Annotated in this window: 18 protein-coding genes, 1 pseudogene and 1 riboswitch; of the genes and pseudogenes, 18 read left to right on the forward strand and 1 reads right to left on the reverse strand. The window is 35.9% G+C overall.

The window, feature by feature from the left end; all coding sequences use genetic code 11:
• Positions 1–450: 450 nt before the first annotated feature.
• The 9 genes and pseudogenes from OTJ99_RS03630 (at position 451) to OTJ99_RS03665 (ending at position 11,287) form a co-directional block, all read left to right on the forward strand.
• Positions 451–2,154: an IS1634 family transposase gene (locus tag OTJ99_RS03630; RefSeq protein ID WP_045164553.1), complete on the forward strand. Its 1,704-nt coding sequence runs from the start codon at positions 451–453 to the stop codon at positions 2,152–2,154.
• Positions 2,155–2,232: 78 nt separating this feature from the next.
• A pseudogene (locus tag OTJ99_RS13005) lies at positions 2,233–2,335 on the forward strand (RNA polymerase sporulation sigma factor SigH); the annotation flags it as partial.
• A gap of 164 nt (positions 2,336–2,499) precedes the next feature.
• A complete protein-coding gene (locus OTJ99_RS03635; protein WP_045165194.1) occupies positions 2,500–3,903 on the forward strand; it encodes a phosphoglucomutase/phosphomannomutase family protein in 1,404 nt (467 codons plus the stop codon).
• Between the two features lie 106 nt (positions 3,904–4,009).
• Positions 4,010–5,104: a D-alanine--D-alanine ligase family protein gene (locus OTJ99_RS03640; protein ID WP_045165193.1), complete on the forward strand. Its 1,095-nt coding sequence runs from the start codon at positions 4,010–4,012 to the stop codon at positions 5,102–5,104.
• 5 nt (positions 5,105–5,109) lie between these two features.
• Complete coding sequence (gene murI, locus OTJ99_RS03645) at positions 5,110–5,913, forward strand: glutamate racemase (RefSeq protein WP_045165192.1); 804 nt, start codon at positions 5,110–5,112, stop codon at positions 5,911–5,913.
• 24 nt (positions 5,914–5,937) lie between these two features.
• Entirely contained in the window at positions 5,938–6,375 is a 438-nt protein-coding gene (locus OTJ99_RS03650) for a DUF1934 domain-containing protein (protein ID WP_045165191.1), read from the forward strand.
• Positions 6,372–8,060, forward strand: a complete 1,689-nt coding sequence (gene argS / locus OTJ99_RS03655) for an arginine--tRNA ligase (RefSeq protein WP_045165190.1) — start codon at positions 6,372–6,374, stop codon at positions 8,058–8,060. The genes OTJ99_RS03650 and argS overlap by 4 nt, the downstream gene beginning before the upstream one ends.
• 159 nt (positions 8,061–8,219) lie before the next feature.
• Positions 8,220–9,635 carry a phenylacetate--CoA ligase family protein gene (locus OTJ99_RS03660; RefSeq protein WP_045165189.1) on the forward strand — a complete coding sequence of 472 codons (1,416 nt, stop codon included), beginning with the start codon at positions 8,220–8,222 and terminating at the stop codon, positions 9,633–9,635.
• A gap of 62 nt (positions 9,636–9,697) precedes the next feature.
• Positions 9,698–11,287, forward strand: coding sequence for an FMN-binding glutamate synthase family protein (locus tag OTJ99_RS03665; RefSeq protein ID WP_045165188.1), 1,590 nt, complete (start codon positions 9,698–9,700; stop codon positions 11,285–11,287).
• A 134-nt stretch (positions 11,288–11,421) separates the two neighbouring features.
• Here the strand turns inward: OTJ99_RS03665 and OTJ99_RS03670 are convergent, their stop codons facing one another.
• Positions 11,422–12,171, reverse strand: a complete 750-nt coding sequence (locus OTJ99_RS03670) for a fumarylacetoacetate hydrolase family protein (protein WP_045165187.1) — start codon at positions 12,169–12,171, stop codon at positions 11,422–11,424.
• A gap of 268 nt (positions 12,172–12,439) precedes the next feature.
• On the opposite strand from OTJ99_RS03670, the gene OTJ99_RS03675 reads away from it, so the two are divergent.
• The 9 genes from OTJ99_RS03675 (at position 12,440) to OTJ99_RS03715 (ending at position 20,135) form a co-directional block, all read left to right on the forward strand.
• Positions 12,440–12,850 carry a 4Fe-4S binding protein gene (locus tag OTJ99_RS03675; protein ID WP_045165186.1) on the forward strand — a complete coding sequence of 137 codons (411 nt, stop codon included), beginning with the start codon at positions 12,440–12,442 and terminating at the stop codon, positions 12,848–12,850.
• Position 12,851: 1 nt separating this feature from the next.
• Positions 12,852–14,612: an aldehyde ferredoxin oxidoreductase N-terminal domain-containing protein gene (locus OTJ99_RS03680; protein ID WP_045165185.1), complete on the forward strand. Its 1,761-nt coding sequence runs from the start codon at positions 12,852–12,854 to the stop codon at positions 14,610–14,612.
• Complete coding sequence (locus OTJ99_RS03685) at positions 14,587–14,817, forward strand: MoaD/ThiS family protein (protein WP_045165184.1); 231 nt, start codon at positions 14,587–14,589, stop codon at positions 14,815–14,817. Before OTJ99_RS03680 ends, OTJ99_RS03685 begins: the two co-directional genes overlap by 26 nt.
• 6 nt (positions 14,818–14,823) lie before the next feature.
• The gene (locus tag OTJ99_RS03690) at positions 14,824–15,504 is read left to right on the forward strand and encodes a HesA/MoeB/ThiF family protein (protein WP_045165183.1); all 681 of its coding nucleotides are present in this window, start codon (positions 14,824–14,826) and stop codon (positions 15,502–15,504) included.
• Positions 15,500–15,633, forward strand: a riboswitch (molybdenum cofactor riboswitch). (Overlaps the previous gene by 5 nt.)
• A gap of 86 nt (positions 15,634–15,719) precedes the next feature.
• Positions 15,720–16,535 carry an extracellular solute-binding protein gene (locus OTJ99_RS03695; RefSeq protein WP_045165182.1) on the forward strand — a complete coding sequence of 272 codons (816 nt, stop codon included), beginning with the start codon at positions 15,720–15,722 and terminating at the stop codon, positions 16,533–16,535.
• Between the two features lie 19 nt (positions 16,536–16,554).
• Entirely contained in the window at positions 16,555–17,187 is a 633-nt protein-coding gene (locus OTJ99_RS03700) for an ABC transporter permease (RefSeq protein WP_045165181.1), read from the forward strand.
• On the forward strand, positions 17,180–17,758 hold the full coding sequence (locus OTJ99_RS03705) for an ATP-binding cassette domain-containing protein (RefSeq protein WP_045165180.1): 579 nt from the start codon (positions 17,180–17,182) through the stop codon (positions 17,756–17,758). Before OTJ99_RS03700 ends, OTJ99_RS03705 begins: the two co-directional genes overlap by 8 nt.
• Positions 17,759–17,760: 2 nt before the next feature.
• Positions 17,761–18,975: a molybdopterin molybdotransferase MoeA gene (locus OTJ99_RS03710; RefSeq protein ID WP_045165179.1), complete on the forward strand. Its 1,215-nt coding sequence runs from the start codon at positions 17,761–17,763 to the stop codon at positions 18,973–18,975.
• A complete protein-coding gene (locus OTJ99_RS03715; RefSeq protein ID WP_045165178.1) occupies positions 18,972–20,135 on the forward strand; it encodes a molybdopterin molybdotransferase MoeA in 1,164 nt (387 codons plus the stop codon). The genes OTJ99_RS03710 and OTJ99_RS03715 overlap by 4 nt, the downstream gene beginning before the upstream one ends.
• Positions 20,136–20,148: the final 13 nt, after the last annotated feature.

Here is a 20,148-nt window from a genome sequence, read left to right on the forward strand (position 1 = left end):
AAACTGACAAAGTCAAGAGAAATGATTCACAAGGATGTGAAATCAATTGACAATGCACTGCAACGTGTAAAGAAGAAGGATTGAGAAGTACTTAAATAGTTCTGAGTAAGAGATGTGAACTTTTAAAAGACAGAAAATAGAGTTTTAGGAAGATGGCTGCAGCGAAGTTGGGAGATAGGCTTGCGCAGGCCATCTTTTTTGTTTGTTGTAAAAATTTTAAACTATATTATAATATACTTGTCCAATTTTTTTCTTGACTTTGTCAGTTAAGAGGTGTTTTTGAGCTAACAAAAAATAACAAAGTCTTAATTTATGCGGGTTTCAAGAAGAGAAAAATAAAAAATTTTAAAAAATGTAGGGACAAATTTTAGCTTAATATATACTGAATTTGCTTGACTTTTTAAATATTTTGTGGTACAATATAACAAACTATCTTCAAGGAGTTGCCATATGTTTGTCAAAATTACTAATGCTGGCGGTTATCAGTATGTTAGGTTAGTCGAAAATTACCGTGAAAATGGTAAAGTAAAGCAAAGAGTACTATTTAACTTTGGTAGACTTGATATTCTCAAAGATGACCCCGCTTTTAAAAACATTGTAAAAAAACTATCTGATATTGTCGCTGAAACAACTACTGAGAATGCAAAAGCTGTTACTATTGAATCTGAAGAAGATATTTCGGATGCAGTTGTAAAAAACTGGGGATACATTGTATACAGAAAGTTATGGCAGGAGCTTGAAATTGATAAGTTTTTAAAAGGGAAAGCAGCAAAAGAGAGAAAGATAAAATTTGATGTAGACAAAGTAAGTTTTTTAATGACCATACAGAGATTGATAGAGCCAATGAGCAAACTAAGAACTTATCATCAGAGAAGCAAATATTTTGGATTTGAAGAGGATATAGATTTGAATCAATTGTACAGGTGTTTAGATTTTCTTGACAGTGTAAAAGAAGATTTAGAGACATACCTGTATCAGAGAAATAAAGACTTATTTAAGATGGTAGTTGATGTAGTGTTTTATGATGTGACGACAATATACTTTGAGAGTTGTAGAGCGGATGAACTTAAAAATTTTGGGTTTAGCAAAGACAACAAGGTAAATGAAGTGCAAGTTGTATTAGGGCTTTTGGTGGACAAAGAAGGCAGACCGATAGGGTATGAACTTTTTCCTGGTAATACGATAGATAGCAAGACGATGGTAAAGATACTGAGGAAGCTGAAGGAAAAATTTAGTATAGATAAGATAATAATAGTAGCAGACAAAGGGCTTAACAGCAGAATAAATTTAAAGATGATAAAAGAAGCTGGGTACGACTATATAGTAGCAAGCAGATTAAAGAATGCAAGTAAAGAAATTTTAGATGAAGTTTTTAATGAAGAAGGATATAAAAGACTTGATGGCAAAAGATGTTTGAATGCTGAAGAAATTTATGGTGATGAATTCAAATATAAGGTATTGGAAAGAACAAATATTGTCAAGGATGAAGAGGGTAAAGAGTTCAAAATAGAAGAGAATTTGATAATAACGTATTCAAGCAAGAGAGCCAAGAAAGACAAAGAAGACAGAGAGAGATTGGTAAGAAAAGCCAAAGAGCTTTTAGAGAACAAAGGAAGCATAACAGCCTTAGAAAAGAAAGGTGCAAGGAAATATTTGAAGAAGAAATCAAAATCAGAAGAATATGTATTGGATGAGGAAACGATAAAACGAGATGAGAAATTTGACGGTTATTATGCAATTCAAACGAGCAAAAAGGATATGGATGTAGAAGAGGTTTTAGGAGCATATCACGATTTATGGAAGATAGAACAGTCATTCAGAGTAATGAAAAGCTGTTTAGAAGTGCGACCGATATATCACTTTACAGAAAGCAGAATAAAAGGACATTTTGTGATATGTTTTTTGGCATTTTTACTGCAAAGGACATTGGAATATATTTTGAGGAGAAAAGGTAAAGGAATAAGTAGTGAAAGGATAATGGAAGCAATATATTCAATGAACTTTTTTGAAATAGAGATAAAAGGGAAGAAATATTTGATAAAGCAAAAAATTGAGGGAGAAGCTGGAGATATACTGAATGTAATGAAGATAAAGGGTCCAAAAAACTTCATGACATATGAGGAAGGCTTAGAATTTATTGGTATTAGCAAATGATGTAGTGACAAAATTGAGGTCCATATTTTGTCAATCCCAGTCCTCCCAAGCTTTTTGAGCTTCAAACTGACAAAGTCAAGAGAGATTGCAGAAATGATTCACAAGGATGTGAAATCAATTGACAATGCACTGCAACGTGTAAAGAAGAAGGATTGAGAAGTACTTAAATAGTTCTGAGTAAGAGATGTGAACTTTTAAAAGACAGAAAATAGAGTTTTAGGAAGATGGCTGCAGCGAAGTTGGGAGATAGGCTTGCGCAGGCCATCTTTTTTGTTTGTTGTAAAAATTTTAAACTATATTATAATATACTTGTCCAATTTTTTTTAAAAAGGAGGCCTAATAAAGATGAAAAAAATAACCTTTGGAACAGATGGTTGGCGTGGGGTTATTGCAGACGACTTTACATTTGACAACGTAAAAATTGTTGCTCAGGCTATTTCAGATTATGTCCTGGAAACTTACGAAAGTCCGAAAATAATCGTTGGTTATGACTATAGATTCCATTCAGAAAACTTTGCAAAGATTTGTGCTGAGATTTTAAGCTCAAATGGTATTCAAGTGCTATTTTCGCAAAATCCAATTCCTACCCCGGCTGTTGCACATGCAGTTGTGAAAAAAGGAGCAAGCGGTGCAATTATGATAACAGCAAGCCACAATCCATATTATTACAATGGAATAAAGTTCATACCTCATTATGGTGGTCCAGCAAATACGCAAATTACTGACAAGATAATAAAAAATGTTGAGAGAATCCAAAAAGAAGGGCTAAAAGATATAAATCCTGACAAAGATCTCATTGAGTATTTTGACTACAAAGAAGAGTATTTGAACGACATATTGAATCTGATAGACAAAAAAGCGTTTGAGGGCAAACAACTAAAGGTACTTGTAAATCCTATGTATGGTTGTGGGATAGGGTATATTGACGAGGCTCTAAGACGGCTTGGATGTGACGTAAAAGTAATAAACAACTGGCGTGACCCACTTTTTGGTGGTCATTTGCCAGAGCCAAATTTAGAGAATATGAAGGATTTGCTTGAGATTATAAAGACAGAGGAGTTTGATTTAGGGCTTGCAACAGATGGTGATGCTGACAGGTTTGGTGTTGTAAACCCTGATGGTCAGTTTATTTCAGCAAATGAAGTGATATTTATGTTAACAGATTATTTAATTAACACAAGAGGCAAGGCTTCCTCTGTTGCAAGAACTGTCGCAACAACCTCTATGATTGACAAGATTGCTCAAAAACATGGTATGAGATGCATTGAAACACCAGTTGGGTTTAAGTACATTGCAGAGTGTCTTATGAAAGAGGATGCTTTAATTGGTGGTGAGGAATCAGGTGGACTTTCTATAAAAGGGCATGTGCCGGAAAAGGATGGGATTTTGGCAGACCTTTTGGTTGCAGAGGCGGTTGCAAAGCTTGAAAAATCTCCAAGAGAGATTTTAGATAGAATTGAATCTGAGTATGGAAAGCTATATAGTAAAAGAATTGACGTTAGAACCACACATAGCAAAAAACAAGAGGCATTAGAGAGAATAAAGAATTTTGGCAAAGACAACGTAGCTGGGCTGAGGTGCTTAGAGTACAGGACAAGAGATGGTCTTAAAGTTATTTTAGAGGATGAGGCATGGTTTTTGGTAAGGGCGTCTGGTACAGAGGATTTGATTAGAATATATGCGGAGAGCAAGGATGCAAAGACTCTTGAAAATATACTTTCTGAGGTAAAAGAATATCTGGGTTTGTAGTTTTTTATACAGGATTGCTTATTGCTTAAGTGTAATAAAATTGAAGAATCTATGAATATGAATATTATAAATTTGCAAAAAGCACATTTGTGGAGGTAATTCGTAGATGACCAAATTAAAGGTTGCAGTTTTGTTCGGTGGAGTTTCAACAGAACATGAAGTTTCGATAATCTCTGCAAAATCGGTTATGCAAAACCTTGACAAGGAAAAGTATGAGATAATACCAATTGGTATTACAAAAGAAGGGAAGTGGCTTTTGTACACAGGAAAGATAGAAGATTTAGACAGCAAATGGACAATGTATTCAATTGAATGTTTTATCTCACCAGACAGGACTAAAAAAGCGCTTGTGAAGATAAAAGATGGTGAAGCTACCTTTATTGACATTGACGTTGTATTTCCTGTATTGCATGGATTAAATGGTGAGGATGGTACTGTACAAGGGCTTTTAGAGCTCTCGGGGATTCCGTATGTTGGATGTGGTGTGTTGTCATCAGCGCTCTGCATGGACAAAGCTTTTGCTAAAAAACTTGCTCTTTTAGAGGGGATTCCACAGGGCCATTTTTTAGTGATTTACAAAGATGAGTATCTTTCCAAAAAGGAATATTTCATCAGACGGATTGAAAGTGAGTTTTCGTATCCTGTATTTGTAAAGCCTGCAAATTCAGGTTCATCAGTTGGGATTTCAAAGGCAAAAGACAAAGACGAGCTGATTTTGGCAATCCATGAGGCATTTTTGTATGATACCAAGATTTTGATCGAAGAGGCTATAAATGCACGTGAGATTGAGTGTGCAGTGCTTGGCAATAGCGAAATTTTTGTGTCAGCCTTGGGAGAGATAGTGCCTTCGAGGGAGTTTTATTCGTATGAAGCAAAGTATATAGATGGCTCATCAGAATTAATCATTCCTGCAAAACTTGAAAAGCAGGTAGAGGATGAGATTAAGGAGCTTGCTATTAAGATTTACAAGCTTTTTGAGTGTAGTGGTATGGCAAGAATAGACTTTTTTGTTGACAAAGAAACTAATAAGGTGTATTTCAATGAAGTAAATACAATCCCTGGCTTTACAAGTATTTCGATGTATCCAAAACTGATGGAGTACAGCGGTATACCATATCCTCAGCTTCTTGACAGACTCATACAATTTGCAATTGAAAAGAACCAACAAAAACAAAGCATAAAATATAGCAAAGAGGGTTAAAGCCTATGGATACAAGACCAATTGGGATATTTGACTCAGGCCTTGGCGGGCTTACAGTCTTCAAAGAGATTGTAAATCTTATGCCAAATGAGAGCATAGTATATTTTGGTGATACGGCAAGGATCCCTTATGGATCTAAGTCCAAAGAGACAGTGACAAAGTTTGCCACTCAAAACACAAGGTTTTTGCTATCCAAAAATGTCAAGATTGTAGTTGTTGCTTGCAACACTGCGTCTGCCTATGCATACGAATATTTAAAAAGTCAGTTTGATGTTCCGATTGTTGCTGTCATTGAGCCTGGAGCAAAAGCTGCAGTCTTAGCAACAAAGAACAAGAAAGTTGGTGTAATTGGTACAGAAGGCACAATTGCAAGTGGTTCTTTTGAGAAAAAGATTTTAGAGTATGACCCAGAGATAGAGGTGTATTCAAAGCCCTGTCCTCTATTTGTGCCGCTTGTTGAGGAAGGGTGGGTCGATAAAGAAGTGACATATCTTGTTGCAAAGGAATATTTAGAAGAGTTCAGAGAAAAGGGAATAGATACCCTTGTTTTAGGGTGTACACACTATCCATTTTTACAAAATGTCATAAAGAAGATTTTACCAGAGGTAACTTTGATAAACCCTGCGCTTGAGACAGCAAAACAAACATATGAGGTTCTAAAACAAAACAATATGTTAAATAGCTCAGAGGAGGAGCCAACTTATTATTTTTATGCAAGTGACAATTTGAAAAAGTTCGAAGCAGTTGCTTCAATATTCTTAAATGAAAAGATAAAATGTGAAGAAAAGATTGATATAGAAAAATACTAAAACCAATGTTTTTGAGGTGAAAGTATGAAAAAAGACGTTTTGATTTTTGTCAAGGGCACCCAAGAATACCCCATAAATAGCCTTGAGAATAGCATAGAGTTTTTCACAGAAGGCACGTTTTATAAAAAAGGTGAAAGCTTTTATGTGACATATAAAGAAAGCGAGCTTACTGGGCTTGAAGGTACAACTACTACATTTAAGATTCAGCCGAACCATATAACATTAATTCGCTATGGCGATGTTACGTCAACCCTTATTTTTGAGCCGGGCAAGAGGCATATATCAACATATATCACTGAAGACGGTGTGATAATGATAGGAGTTTATACAAAGAAGATGAGGGTAGATTTGACCGAAAATGGTGGAGAGGTTTTTGTTGAATATGCCATAGATTTAGATTCGCATATGATGTCTGAAAACGACTTTTTACTCAAAATAAAAGAGGCAGGTGTAAAAAATTGAATTTAGTAAAACTTGCAAAAGACCAGATAAAAGATACCATTGAAAAGGCTATAAATACTTGCGTTGAAAAGGGCATATTTCAGCTAAACGATGTTGTTCCTCCAATAATGATCGAAAAACCAAAAGAAAAAGCTCATGGCGATTTTGCAACCAACATTGCAATGGAGCTTACTAGAAAACTCAAAAAAAACCCACGTGAAATAGCTCAGAACATTGTAGATAATATTGACCTGACAAACACTTTGATTGAAAAAGTAGAAGTTGCAGGGCCAGGCTTTATCAATTTCTTTTTCAAAAGACAGTGGCTTTACAAGGTTGTAGATGCTATACTTTCTGAAGGTGATGATTATGGCAAAGTAGATATTGGAAATGGGAAAAAGGTTATGGTTGAATTTGTTTCTGCAAATCCGACAGGACCTATGCACATGGGAAATGCGCGAGGTGGTGCGCTTGGCGACTGTCTTGCAAACCTTTTAAAATGGGCAGGGTATAAAGTTACAAAAGAGTTTTATGTAAACGATGCAGGGAATCAAATAGAAAAATTTGGACAGAGCCTTGAGATAAGATACAGACAGCTCAAGGGCGAAAAAATAGAACTTCCAGAGGATTGTTATCACGGTGAGGATATAATCGAGCGAGTCAAAGAATACTTAAACGAAAATGGGGATGATTTAGAAACTTTGCCTTCTGAGGAGAGAAGAAAAAAGCTTGTTGAGTTTGCGCTCAAGAGAAATATTGCACTGATGAAAGAACATTTACAAAAGTATGGCATCGAATATAATGTGTGGTTCCATGAGAGCAGCCTCTATACCAGTGGTGAGGTTTTTGAGACAATTGAGGAATTGAAAAAGAGGGGATTTACCTATGAAAAAGACGGAGCTGTATGGTTTGCTGCATCAAAGTTGGATGAAAATTTAAAAGATGAGGTTTTGATAAGAACAAATGGAATACCCACGTATTTTGCAGCTGACATTGCTTACCACAGGAACAAGTTTGAGAAACGAGGGTTTGACATTGTAATTGACATTTGGGGAGCAGACCATCATGGACATGTTCCAAGGATGAAGGCTGCAATGAAAGCACTTGGAATTGATCCTGAAAGGCTTGTTATAATCCTTATGCAACTTGTACGGCTTGTTCGTGGCAAGGAAGTTGTGCGAATGTCAAAAAGAACAGGTAAGGCTATAACCCTTATCGATTTGATAGAAGAGATTGGGAAGGACGCAGCAAGGTTTATGTTCAACACAAAATCGGCAGACACACATATTGAGATAGACTTAGACCTTGTTACACAGCAGACCCTTGACAATCCTGTATTTTACGTGCAGTATGCTCATGCAAGAACTTGTGGGATAATAAGGGCTCTTTCTGAAGAGGGGATTGTTCTAAATAAAGAAAAAATTAGGCTTGAGCTTTTGCAGCAAGAGGAAGAGCTTGAGCTGCTCAAAAAACTTTTGGAGCTTCCAGAAGAGATAGAGATTGCAGCACGCAATTTAGATGTTAGCAGGGTTACAAAGTACCTTTTAGATTTGGCCTCAATTTTTCATGCTTTTTACAATGCATGTAGAGTAAAAAATGAAAACGAAGAGCTAATGCATACAAGACTTTCACTTGTCGAATGTGTAAGGATTGTAACTAAAAATGTGCTGACACTTTTGGGTGTTGATGCTCCAGAAAAAATGTAAATAAAGATGGGGCCTCTTAACTATTTTTGACAAATGGTTAAGAGGCTTTTTGTTTACTTTGAATAAAATTTAGATTAAAAGTTTTTAATCTATTGTTAGTCTTTGAAACAATATGATATAATTTGAGTAGTAAAAAGCACTTAAGTTGGGAGTTATACTATGGATATATTTGCAATACTAATTAGAAATGTATTCTTTCCTTTAATGGAATTATTCAAAGGAAATAGGATTAGAAAAAAATTGAATATTTTGAGAAATAATCAATCAAAAAGTAAATTGGAGATTGAAAACATCCAGAAGGAAGAGTTAAAAAAACTACTTCTTTTTTGTCTGGAGCATGTCCCAGCATACAAAAAGTTTGAATATTTAAGAGAAAAAATTATGACCGAACCAGAAAACGCTTTGCTTGAATTTCCTATCTTAGAGAAAAAAGAGTTCAACCAAAATAGAGATTTGTATTTGTCTGACAAAGCAAATTTATCTCGCTGTATTCTCAACAAAACAGGTGGTTCTACAGGTGAGCCTGTGAAGTTTTACATAGACAGGGAGACAGTTGAGTGGTACGAGGCAGCAAGGTATTTGGGACTTTCATGGTGGGGGATTAATATTGGCGACAGGTGTCTTATGCTTTGGGCGTCCTTAAATGATATTGAAAATACAAAGAGTTTGAAAGACAAACTTAAAGAGCTTGTGTTGAAAAATAGACTGATAATCTCATCTTGGGAGATAAATGAAAGAAATATAAGAAATATAGCAAAGAAGATTCAAAAATACAAGCCTTCCTTTATATACGCTTATCCTTCGGCTGCTTATAAACTTGCAAGCCTTATTAAGGAGAATAAGATAGAGCTCAGATTAAAACTAAAAGGTGTTGTTACAACAGCCGAGAATTTATATAAATACCAGAAAGATTTGATAGAAGAGGTTTTCAAATGTCCTGTGATAAATGAATATGGTGCAAGAGATGGAGGTATTATTGCCTATCAATGCAGAAAAGGTAAGATGCATTTGATGACTCTAACAGGCTATTACGAGTTTGTCGATATTGAAGGTGTGGAGGATAAAAACAAAAAAGCTATTCTAGTTACAGACCTTCACAATTATGTAATGCCAAGGCTGAGGTATCGGCTTGGAGATGTTGTAACTTTGGATGACGAGATGTGTGACTGTGGGATAGGTTTTCCTACTATCAAGGAAATAGATGGTAGGATAGACGAGATTTTTGTGGCAAAAAGTGGTGAAATTTATGATAGCCATTTCTTTAACATATTAGCAAGAGAGATGGAGGGAGTGCTACAGTATCAGCTCATTCAGCATGATTTAGATAATATGACACTTAAGATTGTAAAAGGAAAAAGATTTGATGAAAGAGAAGTAGAACAATTTGTAAAGAGTATTAAAAGTAAGTTTGGCGACATTTCCATAAAGGTTGATTATGTAAATGAGATTCCAACTGGACCCTCAGGCAAAATAAGATATACAATCAGAGAATACAAAATCCCCATTATGAGAACACTTTTACCGTTGGTAAAAATTGGCGCAACAATGTTAGCTTTACTTAGTATAGATCTATGATTTAATACAACTACTTATTAATGTTATATAACTCAACAATGTAGGAAGGGAGGATGGTTGGAATGAACTTAAGAAGGCCAAATGCGAACGAAGCAACTGGTACATTTAACCGTTCAAGAGATGTTGTTCCTATGTCAGGACTTTGTACAAGGTGTGTTGATGGATGTCAGGGTAATTGTGAAATCTTTTTAGCATCATTTAGAGGAAGAGAGGTTTTGTATCCTGGACCGTTTGGCGAGGTCACTGCAGGTGCTGACAAAAATTATCCTGTCGACTATTCACATTTAAACATCCAAGGTTATGCAGTCGGCGCAAAGGGTCTTCCTGAAGGTGTTGAAGCAAATCCTGATACAGCAATCTTTCCAAATGTTGACACAACGACAGAATACGGTTGGGAAAAGAAGGTTAAGATGAAGGTTCCAATATTTACGGGTGCACTTGGATCAACAGAGATTGCACGCAAGAACTGGGAGCACTTTGCAGTTGGTGCGGCTATCTCAGGTATCACACTTGTCTGTGGTGAGAATGTCTGTGGTGTTGACCCAGAGCTTGAACTTACATCGGATGGCAAGGTCAAAAAATCTCCTGAGATGGACAGAAGAATCACAACATACAAGAGGTTTTATGAGGGCTGGGGCGAAATACTTGTTCAGATGAATGTTGAGGACACGCGCCTTGGTGTTGCAGAGTATGTCATTGAAAAGCATGGGCTTGACACAATCGAACTCAAATGGGGTCAGGGTGCAAAGTGCATTGGCGGTGAGATAAAGGTAAATAGCTTAGAGAGAGCTCTTGAGCTGAAAAAAAGAGGGTATATAGTACTTCCTGATCCAACTTTAAAAGAAGTGCAGGAGGCATTCAAAAAAGGTGCAATCAGAGAATTTGAAAGACATTCAAGGCTTGGTTTTATTGAGAAGGAAAGCTTTTTGAAAGAGGTTGAGAGATTAAGAAGCATTGGATTTAAGAGGATTACTCTCAAAACAGGTGCTTACTCAGCTGTGGAGCTGGCAATGGCGCTGAGGTTTGGTGCTGAGGCAAAGCTTGACCTGATAACAATAGATGGTGCACCAGGTGGCACAGGCATGAGCCCGTGGCCTATGATGAATGAATGGGGAATTCCGACATTTTACTTAGAAGCATTGGCATATCAGTTTGCAGAGAAGCTTACTAAAAGAGGTTTCAGAGTTCCTGACCTTGCAATTGCAGGCGGATTTTCAACAGAAGATGGAGTGTTCAAAGCAATTGCAATGGGCGCTCCATATGTAAAAGCTGTTTGTATGGGAAGAGCATTAATGATACCAGGAATGGTAGGCAAAAACATTGAAAAGTGGCTGAAAGAAGGTAATTTGCCAAAGACAGTTTCCAAGTATGGAACAACACCAGAAGAGATATTTATCACATATGAAGAGCTCAAAGAAAAATATGGTGATGAAATAAAGAATATTCCTCTTGGTGCAATTGGTATTTACACATTTGTACAGAAATTCAAAACAGGTTTGCAGCAGCTTATGGCAGGTTCGAGAAACTTCAGAATTTCTACAATCTCAAGAAAGGATTTGATTGCACTCACAGAAGATGCTGCAAAGATATCGGGTATTCCATACGTAATGGATGCGTACAGAGAAGAAGCAGAGAGAATTTTGGAAGAATAATTTCAAAATTGAAAAGTGATTATTTACTTTAAAAAAGCATCAAAGGGCTGTCCCCGAAAATATACAGAGGGTACAGCCCTTTTCTCACACTTTACTTTTCTCATATTTTAATTTTAGTGGAATACTATAAACGTTTATATAACGTAATTTGTAAGCCTACCTATTCCTTCTATTTCAACCTCGACCACATCACCTTGTTTCATTGGCCCAATTCCTGAAGGAGTACCGGTTATAATTACATCAAATGGTTTTAGAGTCATTATTGAGCTTATATAACTCACCAAGGTTTCGACAGGGAAGATGAAATTGTTAGTATTTGAACTTTGAACAACTTGTCCATTCAAGTATGTTTTGATGTTGCTATTATTTGGGTCAATCTCATCTGTTACAATAGGACCAAGTGGTAAGAATGTGTCGAATGACTTTGCAACCGTCCACTGACCATTTTTAGGCTGAAGATCTCTTGCTGTCACATCATTTGCACAGGTATAGCCCAATATGTATTTTTTTGCTTTGTCAGGTGTGACATTTCGACACTCCTTTTTTATTACAATTGCAAGCTCACCTTCGTAATCTACCTGTTTGCTCATATGCTCTGGGTATATAATATTTTCCATGTGTCCAATAACGCATGTTGAGGGTTTTAAAAAAAGAACAGGAGTTTGAGGGATTTCAAGTTTTAGTTCATTTGCATGGTCTTTATAGTTGAGTCCCACACAAATGACTTTTGAGGGTTTTACAGGAGATAAAATTTTCAAGGCTTCTTTTGGATAAGTTTCATTGCTTACAGTCAGTGGGTCTATACTTTTTACAACTCTTACCATATCATCTTCCACAAGTCCGAAAAATGTCTTATTTGCATAAAAAAATCTTCCAAGTTTCATTTATACTTGTCGCCTCCTACTATTGGATAACAACATTTTAGTTAAAATTATATAACATGGGTCTTCAGAATACAAATTTTAAATTGCAAGAAGACATATTGTAAACTTTCATATCAAGTGGTATAATAAAATTGTTAAAAAATAAACAAATACAAGCTAAACTGTTTAGTGTAAAGTTCATGTGGGTATAAACAGCTATATACTGCCTATTTGAGAATAAACAGTGTCATAATTAATCAATTCATTTTATTAATAGGTGGTGATTTAATTGCCAAAGGTTCTTCGGGCTGACAATATGAACAAGTGCCTTGGATGTTTTACATGTATGCTTACATGTGCTGCTGTGAATCATAACAATCATAACTTAGCAAAAAGCTCTATAAAAGTAAAGACAAGAGGAGGACTTCAGAGCAAGTTTGCAGCAACAGTATGTGTTGCTTGCAAAGAACCTGCCTGTGCAGAGGTCTGCCCAACAAATGCGCTTGTGAAGCGTCCGGGTGGAGGCGTAAGGCTAATAGAAGAAAAGTGCATTGCCTGTGAGAAATGTGTTTCGGCTTGTATTGTAGGTTCTATTCACATGGACTACGACAGGAAAATTCCTATAGTTTGCAAGCATTGTGGAGCATGTGTTAGAATGTGTCCTCACAATTGCCTGAGCATGGAAGAGGTGAGGGAGTAAAATGATTGGGACAGATTTTATAAGGGTTCTATATATAGACCTTACAAACAAAAAAGCAGATATACAAGAAAGAAAGGACTTGTATAAATACTTAGGTGGAGTCGGAGTTGCTGCAAAGCTACTTGAAGAAAACATGAAAAAAGACCTTCCGCCACTTGATGAGCAGCAACCACTTATTATCTCAATTGGCCCACTTTCAACAATATTTCCTGTTGTGACAAAAGCTGTGGCAACATTTATCTCACCTCATACAGGTGAGTATGGTGAGAGTCATGCAGGTGGAAGACTTGCCATGGCAATCAGAAATGCAGGATATGACGCAATTGTCATAACTGGAAAGGCCCAAAAACCGACATATCTTGTTATAACAGACAAGACTATAGAATTCAAAGATGCGCGAGCTATGTGGGGACTTGATGTTGAAGAAGTTGGAAGACTGATAAGAGAAAGAGAGCCAGGTCCTGGTAAAAGAAGTATTATAAGAATTGGAAAAGCAGGAGAAAATCTTGTGACATATTCGTGTGTGAATGTAGATACTTATAGGCATTTTGGAAGACTTGGGATTGGGGCAGTCTTTGGAAGTAAGAATTTAAAAGCAATGATGATAATGGGCGAAGAAGACTTGCCAATTTCCAATTTGAAAGAATATTTCAAGACATACCAAGAGATTTACAAAAAGGTCACACAAACAGACGCCATGGCAAAATACCATGAGCTTGGAACTCCGATGAACATCAAGGTTTTAAATGCTATAAATTCACTGCCAACAAAGAACCTTTTGCAGTCCAATTTTGAGCATGCAGATGACATATCTGGGGAGACTTTTGCAGAAAAGAATCTAATAAGAAAGGTTTCATGTGTCGGCTGTCCAATTGGATGTATTCATATAGGGCAGTTCAGACGCGAGTTTGACAAAGGATATGAATATGAGTCAATAGCAGTATCATACGACCATGAACTGATTTATGCTTTGGGAAGCCTTCTTGGAATCAAGACAACAGACGAAGTTTTGCAGATTATAGAAGAGGTTGAACTTGCAGGGCTTGACGCAATTTCAACTGGTGTTGTCTTGGCATGGGCAACAGAAGCACTTAAAAAAGGCCTTATCACAAGAGAAGATACCTTAGCTGACCTTGAATTTGGCAATACCATGGAATATATAAAGGCAATTGACAACATTGCAGAGAGGGTAAATGAGTTTTATTACACTATTGGAAATGGTTTGAAGGAAGCTGTCAAAAAATACGGTGGCGAAGAGTTTGCGCTTTTATACGGTGGAAATGAGATGGCAGGATATCACACAGGATATGCGTTTGCTCTTGGTCAGACTGTTGGTGCAAGGCACTCTCACTTGGATAATGCAGGGTATGCATATGACCAGAGTGCGAAAGAACTAAAGGATGAGGATATAATAGATTATGTAATAAAGGAGGAAAAAGAAAGAGCTATTTTGACATCACTTTGCATCTGCCTTTTTGCACGAAAAGTTTATGACAGACCAACAATTCTGAAAGCTCTAAATTCAATAGGTATTAATTGGACAGACGAAGACCTGACCCGCCTTGGCAATGACATCTTCTTTACCAAACTGAAAATTAAAAAGGAACTTGGCTATTCACTTGAAAATTACAAATTCCCAAAGAGAATTTTTGAAACGCCAACTCTTTGGGGAAAGATGGATGAGCAGAAGCTAAACAGGCTTTTGAAGATGTATATTGAAAGGGTGGAAAGAGAATATGAAAATTGGAGTAGAGGTAAATGATTTTTTCAAAAGATATGGCAGCAGAATTGGCAAGTTTGAGCTTGAAATAGAAGAGAACACAGATGTTTTAACCCTTCTTCAGAAGCTTAATATTCCAGCTGACAAAGTTGGATTTGTTATTGTAAACCAAAAAAAAGTTGACAATACTTATATTTTTTCAGACAATGATAGTGTGTATATTACTCCATTTGCAACTGGAGGATAAAGTTTTATGCAAAAAAGATTTTTAAAAAATATTGGTGCCTTAACTGAAGAAGGACAAAAAAGGCTTTTTGCAACAGTTGTTGCTGTTGTTGGTGTCGGTGGCATAGGCGGGTTTTTGATTGAAGGCCTAGCAAGACTTGGAGTAAAGAAGATTATAGCAGTTGACATGGATACATTTGATGAAACAAACCTCAACAGACAGGTGTTATCAAATATTAACAACTTAGGTAAATACAAGGTTTTTGAAGCTGAAAAGAGGGTAAAAGAGATAAACCCTAATGTGTATTTTGAACCCATAAAAGAAAAGGCATATTTAGGAAACCTTGAAATCTTTTTACTTGAGGCAGATTATATATTTGATGCAACAGACAACATGGAGATAAGAAAAAGTTTATCTGAGTTTGTACAAAGGACAGGTAAAATTTTAATCCACGGTGGCTGTGCTGGCTGGTATGCACAGGTTGCCATCATTACAAAAGACACACCTGGAATAGAAAGACTTTTAGGAGAGAAAAATGTTGAGGGTGCTGAAAAAGACCTTGGCAATCCAATTTTTGCACCAATGCTAACAGCAGCACTTGAGCTTTCTGAGTTTTGTAAACTGGTCTCAAAGCAAGGGGAACCGCTTGTTGGTAAGTGTTTACTTGTAAACCTTTTGACAAATGAATATAGAACTTTTGAATTTTAAAAAATCTTTCCGAGCCATTGCAACCTAAAAAGAGGGTTTTTCCCTCTTCATGGTGCTTTGGCCGATAGGGTGCAGGTTTGGGAAACCACTGCGCCTCCCGCTTTGGAAAGGAAAGATTTTAAAGGGTACTCTTTCCGGTTTATTCAAAGCGGGGGAGTACCTTTTTTGTTTTAGAAAAACTTAAAGTTTGACTATTAAAAAAGGAGTGCAAAAAGATGAAAAAGGCTATGGTTAAAATTGTTTTGGTATCTATTCTTTTAACTTTTATCTTTACATTTTCATTATATTCTTTTTCAAAACCTGTTAAAACATATAAGATAGCAACAACTACAAGTATATATGATAGTGGATTTTTAAGCTTTGTTGTTCCTGAATTTGAAAAAAAGAATAATATGAAACTTAATTTTATCTCTGTTGGAAGTGGTCAGGCTGTAAAGATATTCAAAAATGGGGATGCTGATGGAATAATCATCCATGAAAAATCTTTTTTAGATGACCTCAAGAAACAAAAGCTCATTCAAGGGTATACTCCTTTTGTTTCGAACTACTTTATACTTGTTGGTCCAAAAAGCAAAAAGAATTTATTCAAGAAGGTAAAATCTGTTCAGGCGGCATTTTTAATAATAAAAAATAAAAACTTAAAATTTGTATCCAGGGCAGACAACTCTGCAACGTATATTAGAGAGCTTGAGATTTGGAAACTGGCAAAAACAAAGCCAAATTTTAAAGGCTATATAAAGTCAGGTCAGGGGATGGGGATGAGTTTAAATCTTGCAAATGAAAAGGAGGCTTTTATTTTAACTGATGAGGCAACATTTTATAAAATAAAAGACAAACTTGATAAACTGGATGTTATATATCAAAATCCCAATGAAGAAATATTAGCAAACACATATTACTTTGCCTTTTCACCCAAAAAATCAGACTTGAGAGTATTTGACACTTTTTTAAAAAGCAGTGAGTTCAGTAAGCTTGTTAATTCTTTTAATCAAAAATATTTCAAAAAAGAGGTTTACAGAGCAGTAAAATAAAAAGGCAGAGGTAAACTCAATGCTTGCAAATGTTGTTGTCTCAACCCTGATTGTCTGTATTCCATCAACAATTGTTTCGATTATAATAGGCGTTCCAATAGGATACGTCTTGAAGATAAAAAGGTTTAAAGGCCGAAAGTTTGTGTTGAGGTTGGTATATACTCTCTCTGGTCTTCCACCAGTTTTAGCGGGACTTTTGGTATATATTATTCTCTCAAGAAGAGGCCCATTAGGTTTTTTAGATATACTTTTTACCAAATGGGCAATGGTTATTGCCCAGGTAATTTTAATTGTACCAATAGTTGTACTATACACATTGTCAGGTCTCAAAAATGTTCAATTGGTTTTGGACAACTTAGATTACTTAAATGTGGAAGGTAAAAAAAGATATTTTGCACTTATAAAAGAGTATTCAAAAGAGCTGGTTTATGCAACCATTCTTGGGCTTTCGCGTTCAATTTCCGAGGTAGGAGCTGTTTTGATTGTCGGTGGGAATATAGAAGGAGAAACTCGTATTCTGACAACAGCTATTATCTATGAAATTACAAAAGGAGAATTTTCAAGGGCGCTTTTGCTGGGTATGGTTTTACTCATTATATCATTTTCGTTTAATACCATTTTACAGATATTGCAGGGTGATATAGTTGATTGAGGTAAAAGAGGTTGAGAAGTATTTTGGAGACAGGTTTTTGTTTCGATGTAAAAACTTAAAGTTTGATAATAAAGGCTTATACATTATAAAAGGATCAAATGGATGTGGAAAAACAACATTTTTGAGGATGCTTTTTGGCAAAGACAAAGATTTTAAGGGGATGATCAAGAATACATTTAATAAAAAAGTTATGCTTCCGCAGCAGCCATATTTTTTCAAAGGAAGTGCAGCGTACAACCTTTCTTTGAGTTTAAAAGAACAGCCATTAAAAGAAGCTATAAAAGTACTAAAAGCATTTTCAATAGACCCTAATTTGAACATACACTCTCTTTCACTTGGGCAAAAACAGCTTGTTGCCTTTTTGAGAACATTTTATGCAAAGTCTGATGTTCTTTTTTTAGATGAACCAGATTCTTATCTTAGTAACGTTGTAAAAGATTTTATTTTTGAAAAGATAGAAAAAGATGCACAAAATAGGTGTATAATTATGGTGACACATGACTCACAAGAAATAAAAAACGCAAAGATCATTTATTTTGAGGACAATCAAATAATAGAAAAAGGTGGTTGATCATGAAGGTTTTAAAAACTTACTTTGAGGTGTTTGATATTTTACGAAATGAATTTTCAGACATTAACTTGAAAACAGAGACCATTTCTATAAAAGAAGCTACAGATATGATTTGTGCGAAGGACGTTATATCAAACATAGATGTTCCCAACTTTGACAAGTCAACTGTTGATGGATATGCAATAAGGTGTGAGAAGACATTTTCGGCAAACGATGAAAACCCTGCAATCTTTGATTTGATTGGTGAGGTAAAGACAGGGGAGATTCCAACTTTCGAGATTGGAGAGGGTCAGGCGGCGAGGATTTTTGCAGGTGGTTATGTGCCAGATGGCAGCAATGCCGTGGTCATGCTTGAAAATACCATTGAAGAAGATGGGAAGCTTTTTGTCTTTCGACCAGTAAAGCCAAATGAGAACATACTTAAAAAAGGTGAGGATATAAAGAAAGGCTGTGTTGTTATTAAAAAGTATCAAAAATTAAAAGCGCCTCAAATTGGTGTTTTGGCAGCAATTGGACAAAAAGAAGTTGAAGTTTTCTCAAAGCTAAAAGTTGGGATTATTTCAACAGGTGATGAAATAATCTCACAAGACCAGAATCTTGAAGGAGCCAAGATTTATGATGTAAACTCATATACGCTTTATGCTTCTTGCATTGAAGAGTACACAGTACCTAAATTGTATGGAATTGTGATAGATGATTATAATGCTTTGAAAGATGTGTTACTACAAGCCATTTTAGAAAACGACATTGTGCTGGTATCTGGCGGAAGTTCTGTTGGGACATATGATAACACACTGAAAGCTATTTCAAGCTTAGAGAATTCAAAAATTCTTGTTGATGGAGTTTCGATAAAGCCGGGAAAACCAACAATAATTGCAAAGGCTTTTGACAAAGCTATATTTGGGCTTCCAGGCCACCCTGTTTCTTGCCTTTTTATATTTAAGTTCTTTGTCAAAAAGCTGATTGACATTCTGCTTCATCAGCAGGATACATCAAAAAAAGTTTTAGCAAAGATGAAGACAAACTTTGCAATCTCAAGCGGAAGAACAGAGTTTGTATTTGTAAAGCTTATATACTCTGATGAAATTATTGCCGAACCTCTGTACGGGAAATCCGGTTCGATAAATCTTTTGAATAACGCATCAGGTTATATCAGAGTAGATAGTACAAAAACAGGGATTAAGGCAGGCGATATTGTTGAGGTGACATTGCTATGAAGGATTATCACTTTTCAGCTACACTTCCCCAAGATGCAAGAGATATAATTGAGAAAATATTAAAAGAATATTTGAGCCTTAAAACAGAGACCATTTCAATATACAAAGCGCATGGTAAATTTGTAGCAAAAGACTATCTTTCACTCAATACATCGCCTCCTATAGATGTTGCTGCAATGGATGGTTATGCAATAAATGCGGAGCAAACTTTTAATACCACAGATGCCAATCCTGCAATAATTGAAAACTTTAAAGTTGTCCAGACAGGAGAAAGCATTGAGGGTTTTGATGCTGTTGTGCCGTTTGAAGAAGCACAAATAGAAGATGGAAAGATTAAGATTTTCCAAAGTTACTATCCAAGACAGAATGTGCGTTCAAAAGGTGAGGATGTACAAAAAGACCAGTTTCTTGTTAAAAAAGGTGATTTTTTAACCTTTTTTGACAAGGTGTATTTGAAGGCTGGGGGCTATCTTGAAATTGAGGTTTACAAAATGCCAAAGGTTGCTTTTTTGCCAACAGGGGAGGAGCTTGTTGACATAGTTGAAAAAGAAGGACAGCTTGTTGAGTTCAATTCTGTCATATTCAATGATTTACTTCAAAGATATGGTTTCGAAGTTGGAATTTTTAAGCCTGTAGAAAACAATTTAAAAAAACTTACAGAGAAGATAAAAGAGCTTTTACAAGAGTTTGATATAGTCTTTGTAAATGCTGGGTCATCTAAAGGTGACCAAGATTTGACAGCCGAGGCTATATCGGCTTTAGGAGAGGTACTTGTCCACGGCATAGCCATAAAACCCGGCAAGCCAACAATTATAGGAAAGATAGAAAATAAGCTTGTAATAGGACTTCCTGGTTTTCCTGTTTCAATGTTTTTTGTTTTAAGAGAGATATTCTTAAGGTCATTTTTCAAAGCGTACAATTTAAATCCAAAAGAAAAAAGTATATTTGCCACACTTGAGAGAAGACTCTCATCTGACATAGGTTCTGAAGAATATGTGAGAGTTAGTATTGAAAATATAGATGGTAAGAATGTAGCCAAAGTTTTAAGAAGAGGAGCAAGTGTAATATCGAGTTTAAAGAGAGCAGATGGATATGTCACAGTTCCAATTAATGTGGATTTAATTGAAGAGGGAAGCTTGCTTGAGGTTAAATTGATTTAGAAAAAGGTGATAG

Source organism: Caldicellulosiruptor naganoensis, assembly GCF_026914285.1.
Lineage (GTDB): Bacteria > Bacillota > Thermoanaerobacteria > Caldicellulosiruptorales > Caldicellulosiruptoraceae > Caldicellulosiruptor > Caldicellulosiruptor naganoensis.

Coding starts and splice junctions, on each gene's coding strand:
- OTJ99_RS03630 (WP_045164553.1), top strand. CDS start 451: ATGTTTGTCAAAATTACTAATGCTGGCGGTTATCAGTATGTTAGGTTA.
- OTJ99_RS03635 (WP_045165194.1), top strand. CDS start 2,500: ATGAAAAAAATAACCTTTGGAACAGATGGTTGGCGTGGGGTTATTGCA.
- OTJ99_RS03640 (WP_045165193.1), top strand. CDS start 4,010: ATGACCAAATTAAAGGTTGCAGTTTTGTTCGGTGGAGTTTCAACAGAA.
- murI (WP_045165192.1), top strand. CDS start 5,110: ATGGATACAAGACCAATTGGGATATTTGACTCAGGCCTTGGCGGGCTT.
- OTJ99_RS03650 (WP_045165191.1), top strand. CDS start 5,938: ATGAAAAAAGACGTTTTGATTTTTGTCAAGGGCACCCAAGAATACCCC.
- OTJ99_RS03660 (WP_045165189.1), top strand. CDS start 8,220: ATGGATATATTTGCAATACTAATTAGAAATGTATTCTTTCCTTTAATG.
- OTJ99_RS03665 (WP_045165188.1), top strand. CDS start 9,698: ATGAACTTAAGAAGGCCAAATGCGAACGAAGCAACTGGTACATTTAAC.
- OTJ99_RS03670 (WP_045165187.1), bottom strand. CDS start 12,171: ATGAAACTTGGAAGATTTTTTTATGCAAATAAGACATTTTTCGGACTT.
- OTJ99_RS03680 (WP_045165185.1), top strand. CDS start 12,852: ATGATTGGGACAGATTTTATAAGGGTTCTATATATAGACCTTACAAAC.
- OTJ99_RS03685 (WP_045165184.1), top strand. CDS start 14,587: ATGAAAATTGGAGTAGAGGTAAATGATTTTTTCAAAAGATATGGCAGC.
- OTJ99_RS03690 (WP_045165183.1), top strand. CDS start 14,824: ATGCAAAAAAGATTTTTAAAAAATATTGGTGCCTTAACTGAAGAAGGA.
- OTJ99_RS03695 (WP_045165182.1), top strand. CDS start 15,720: ATGAAAAAGGCTATGGTTAAAATTGTTTTGGTATCTATTCTTTTAACT.
- OTJ99_RS03700 (WP_045165181.1), top strand. CDS start 16,555: ATGCTTGCAAATGTTGTTGTCTCAACCCTGATTGTCTGTATTCCATCA.
- OTJ99_RS03710 (WP_045165179.1), top strand. CDS start 17,761: ATGAAGGTTTTAAAAACTTACTTTGAGGTGTTTGATATTTTACGAAAT.
- OTJ99_RS03715 (WP_045165178.1), top strand. CDS start 18,972: ATGAAGGATTATCACTTTTCAGCTACACTTCCCCAAGATGCAAGAGAT.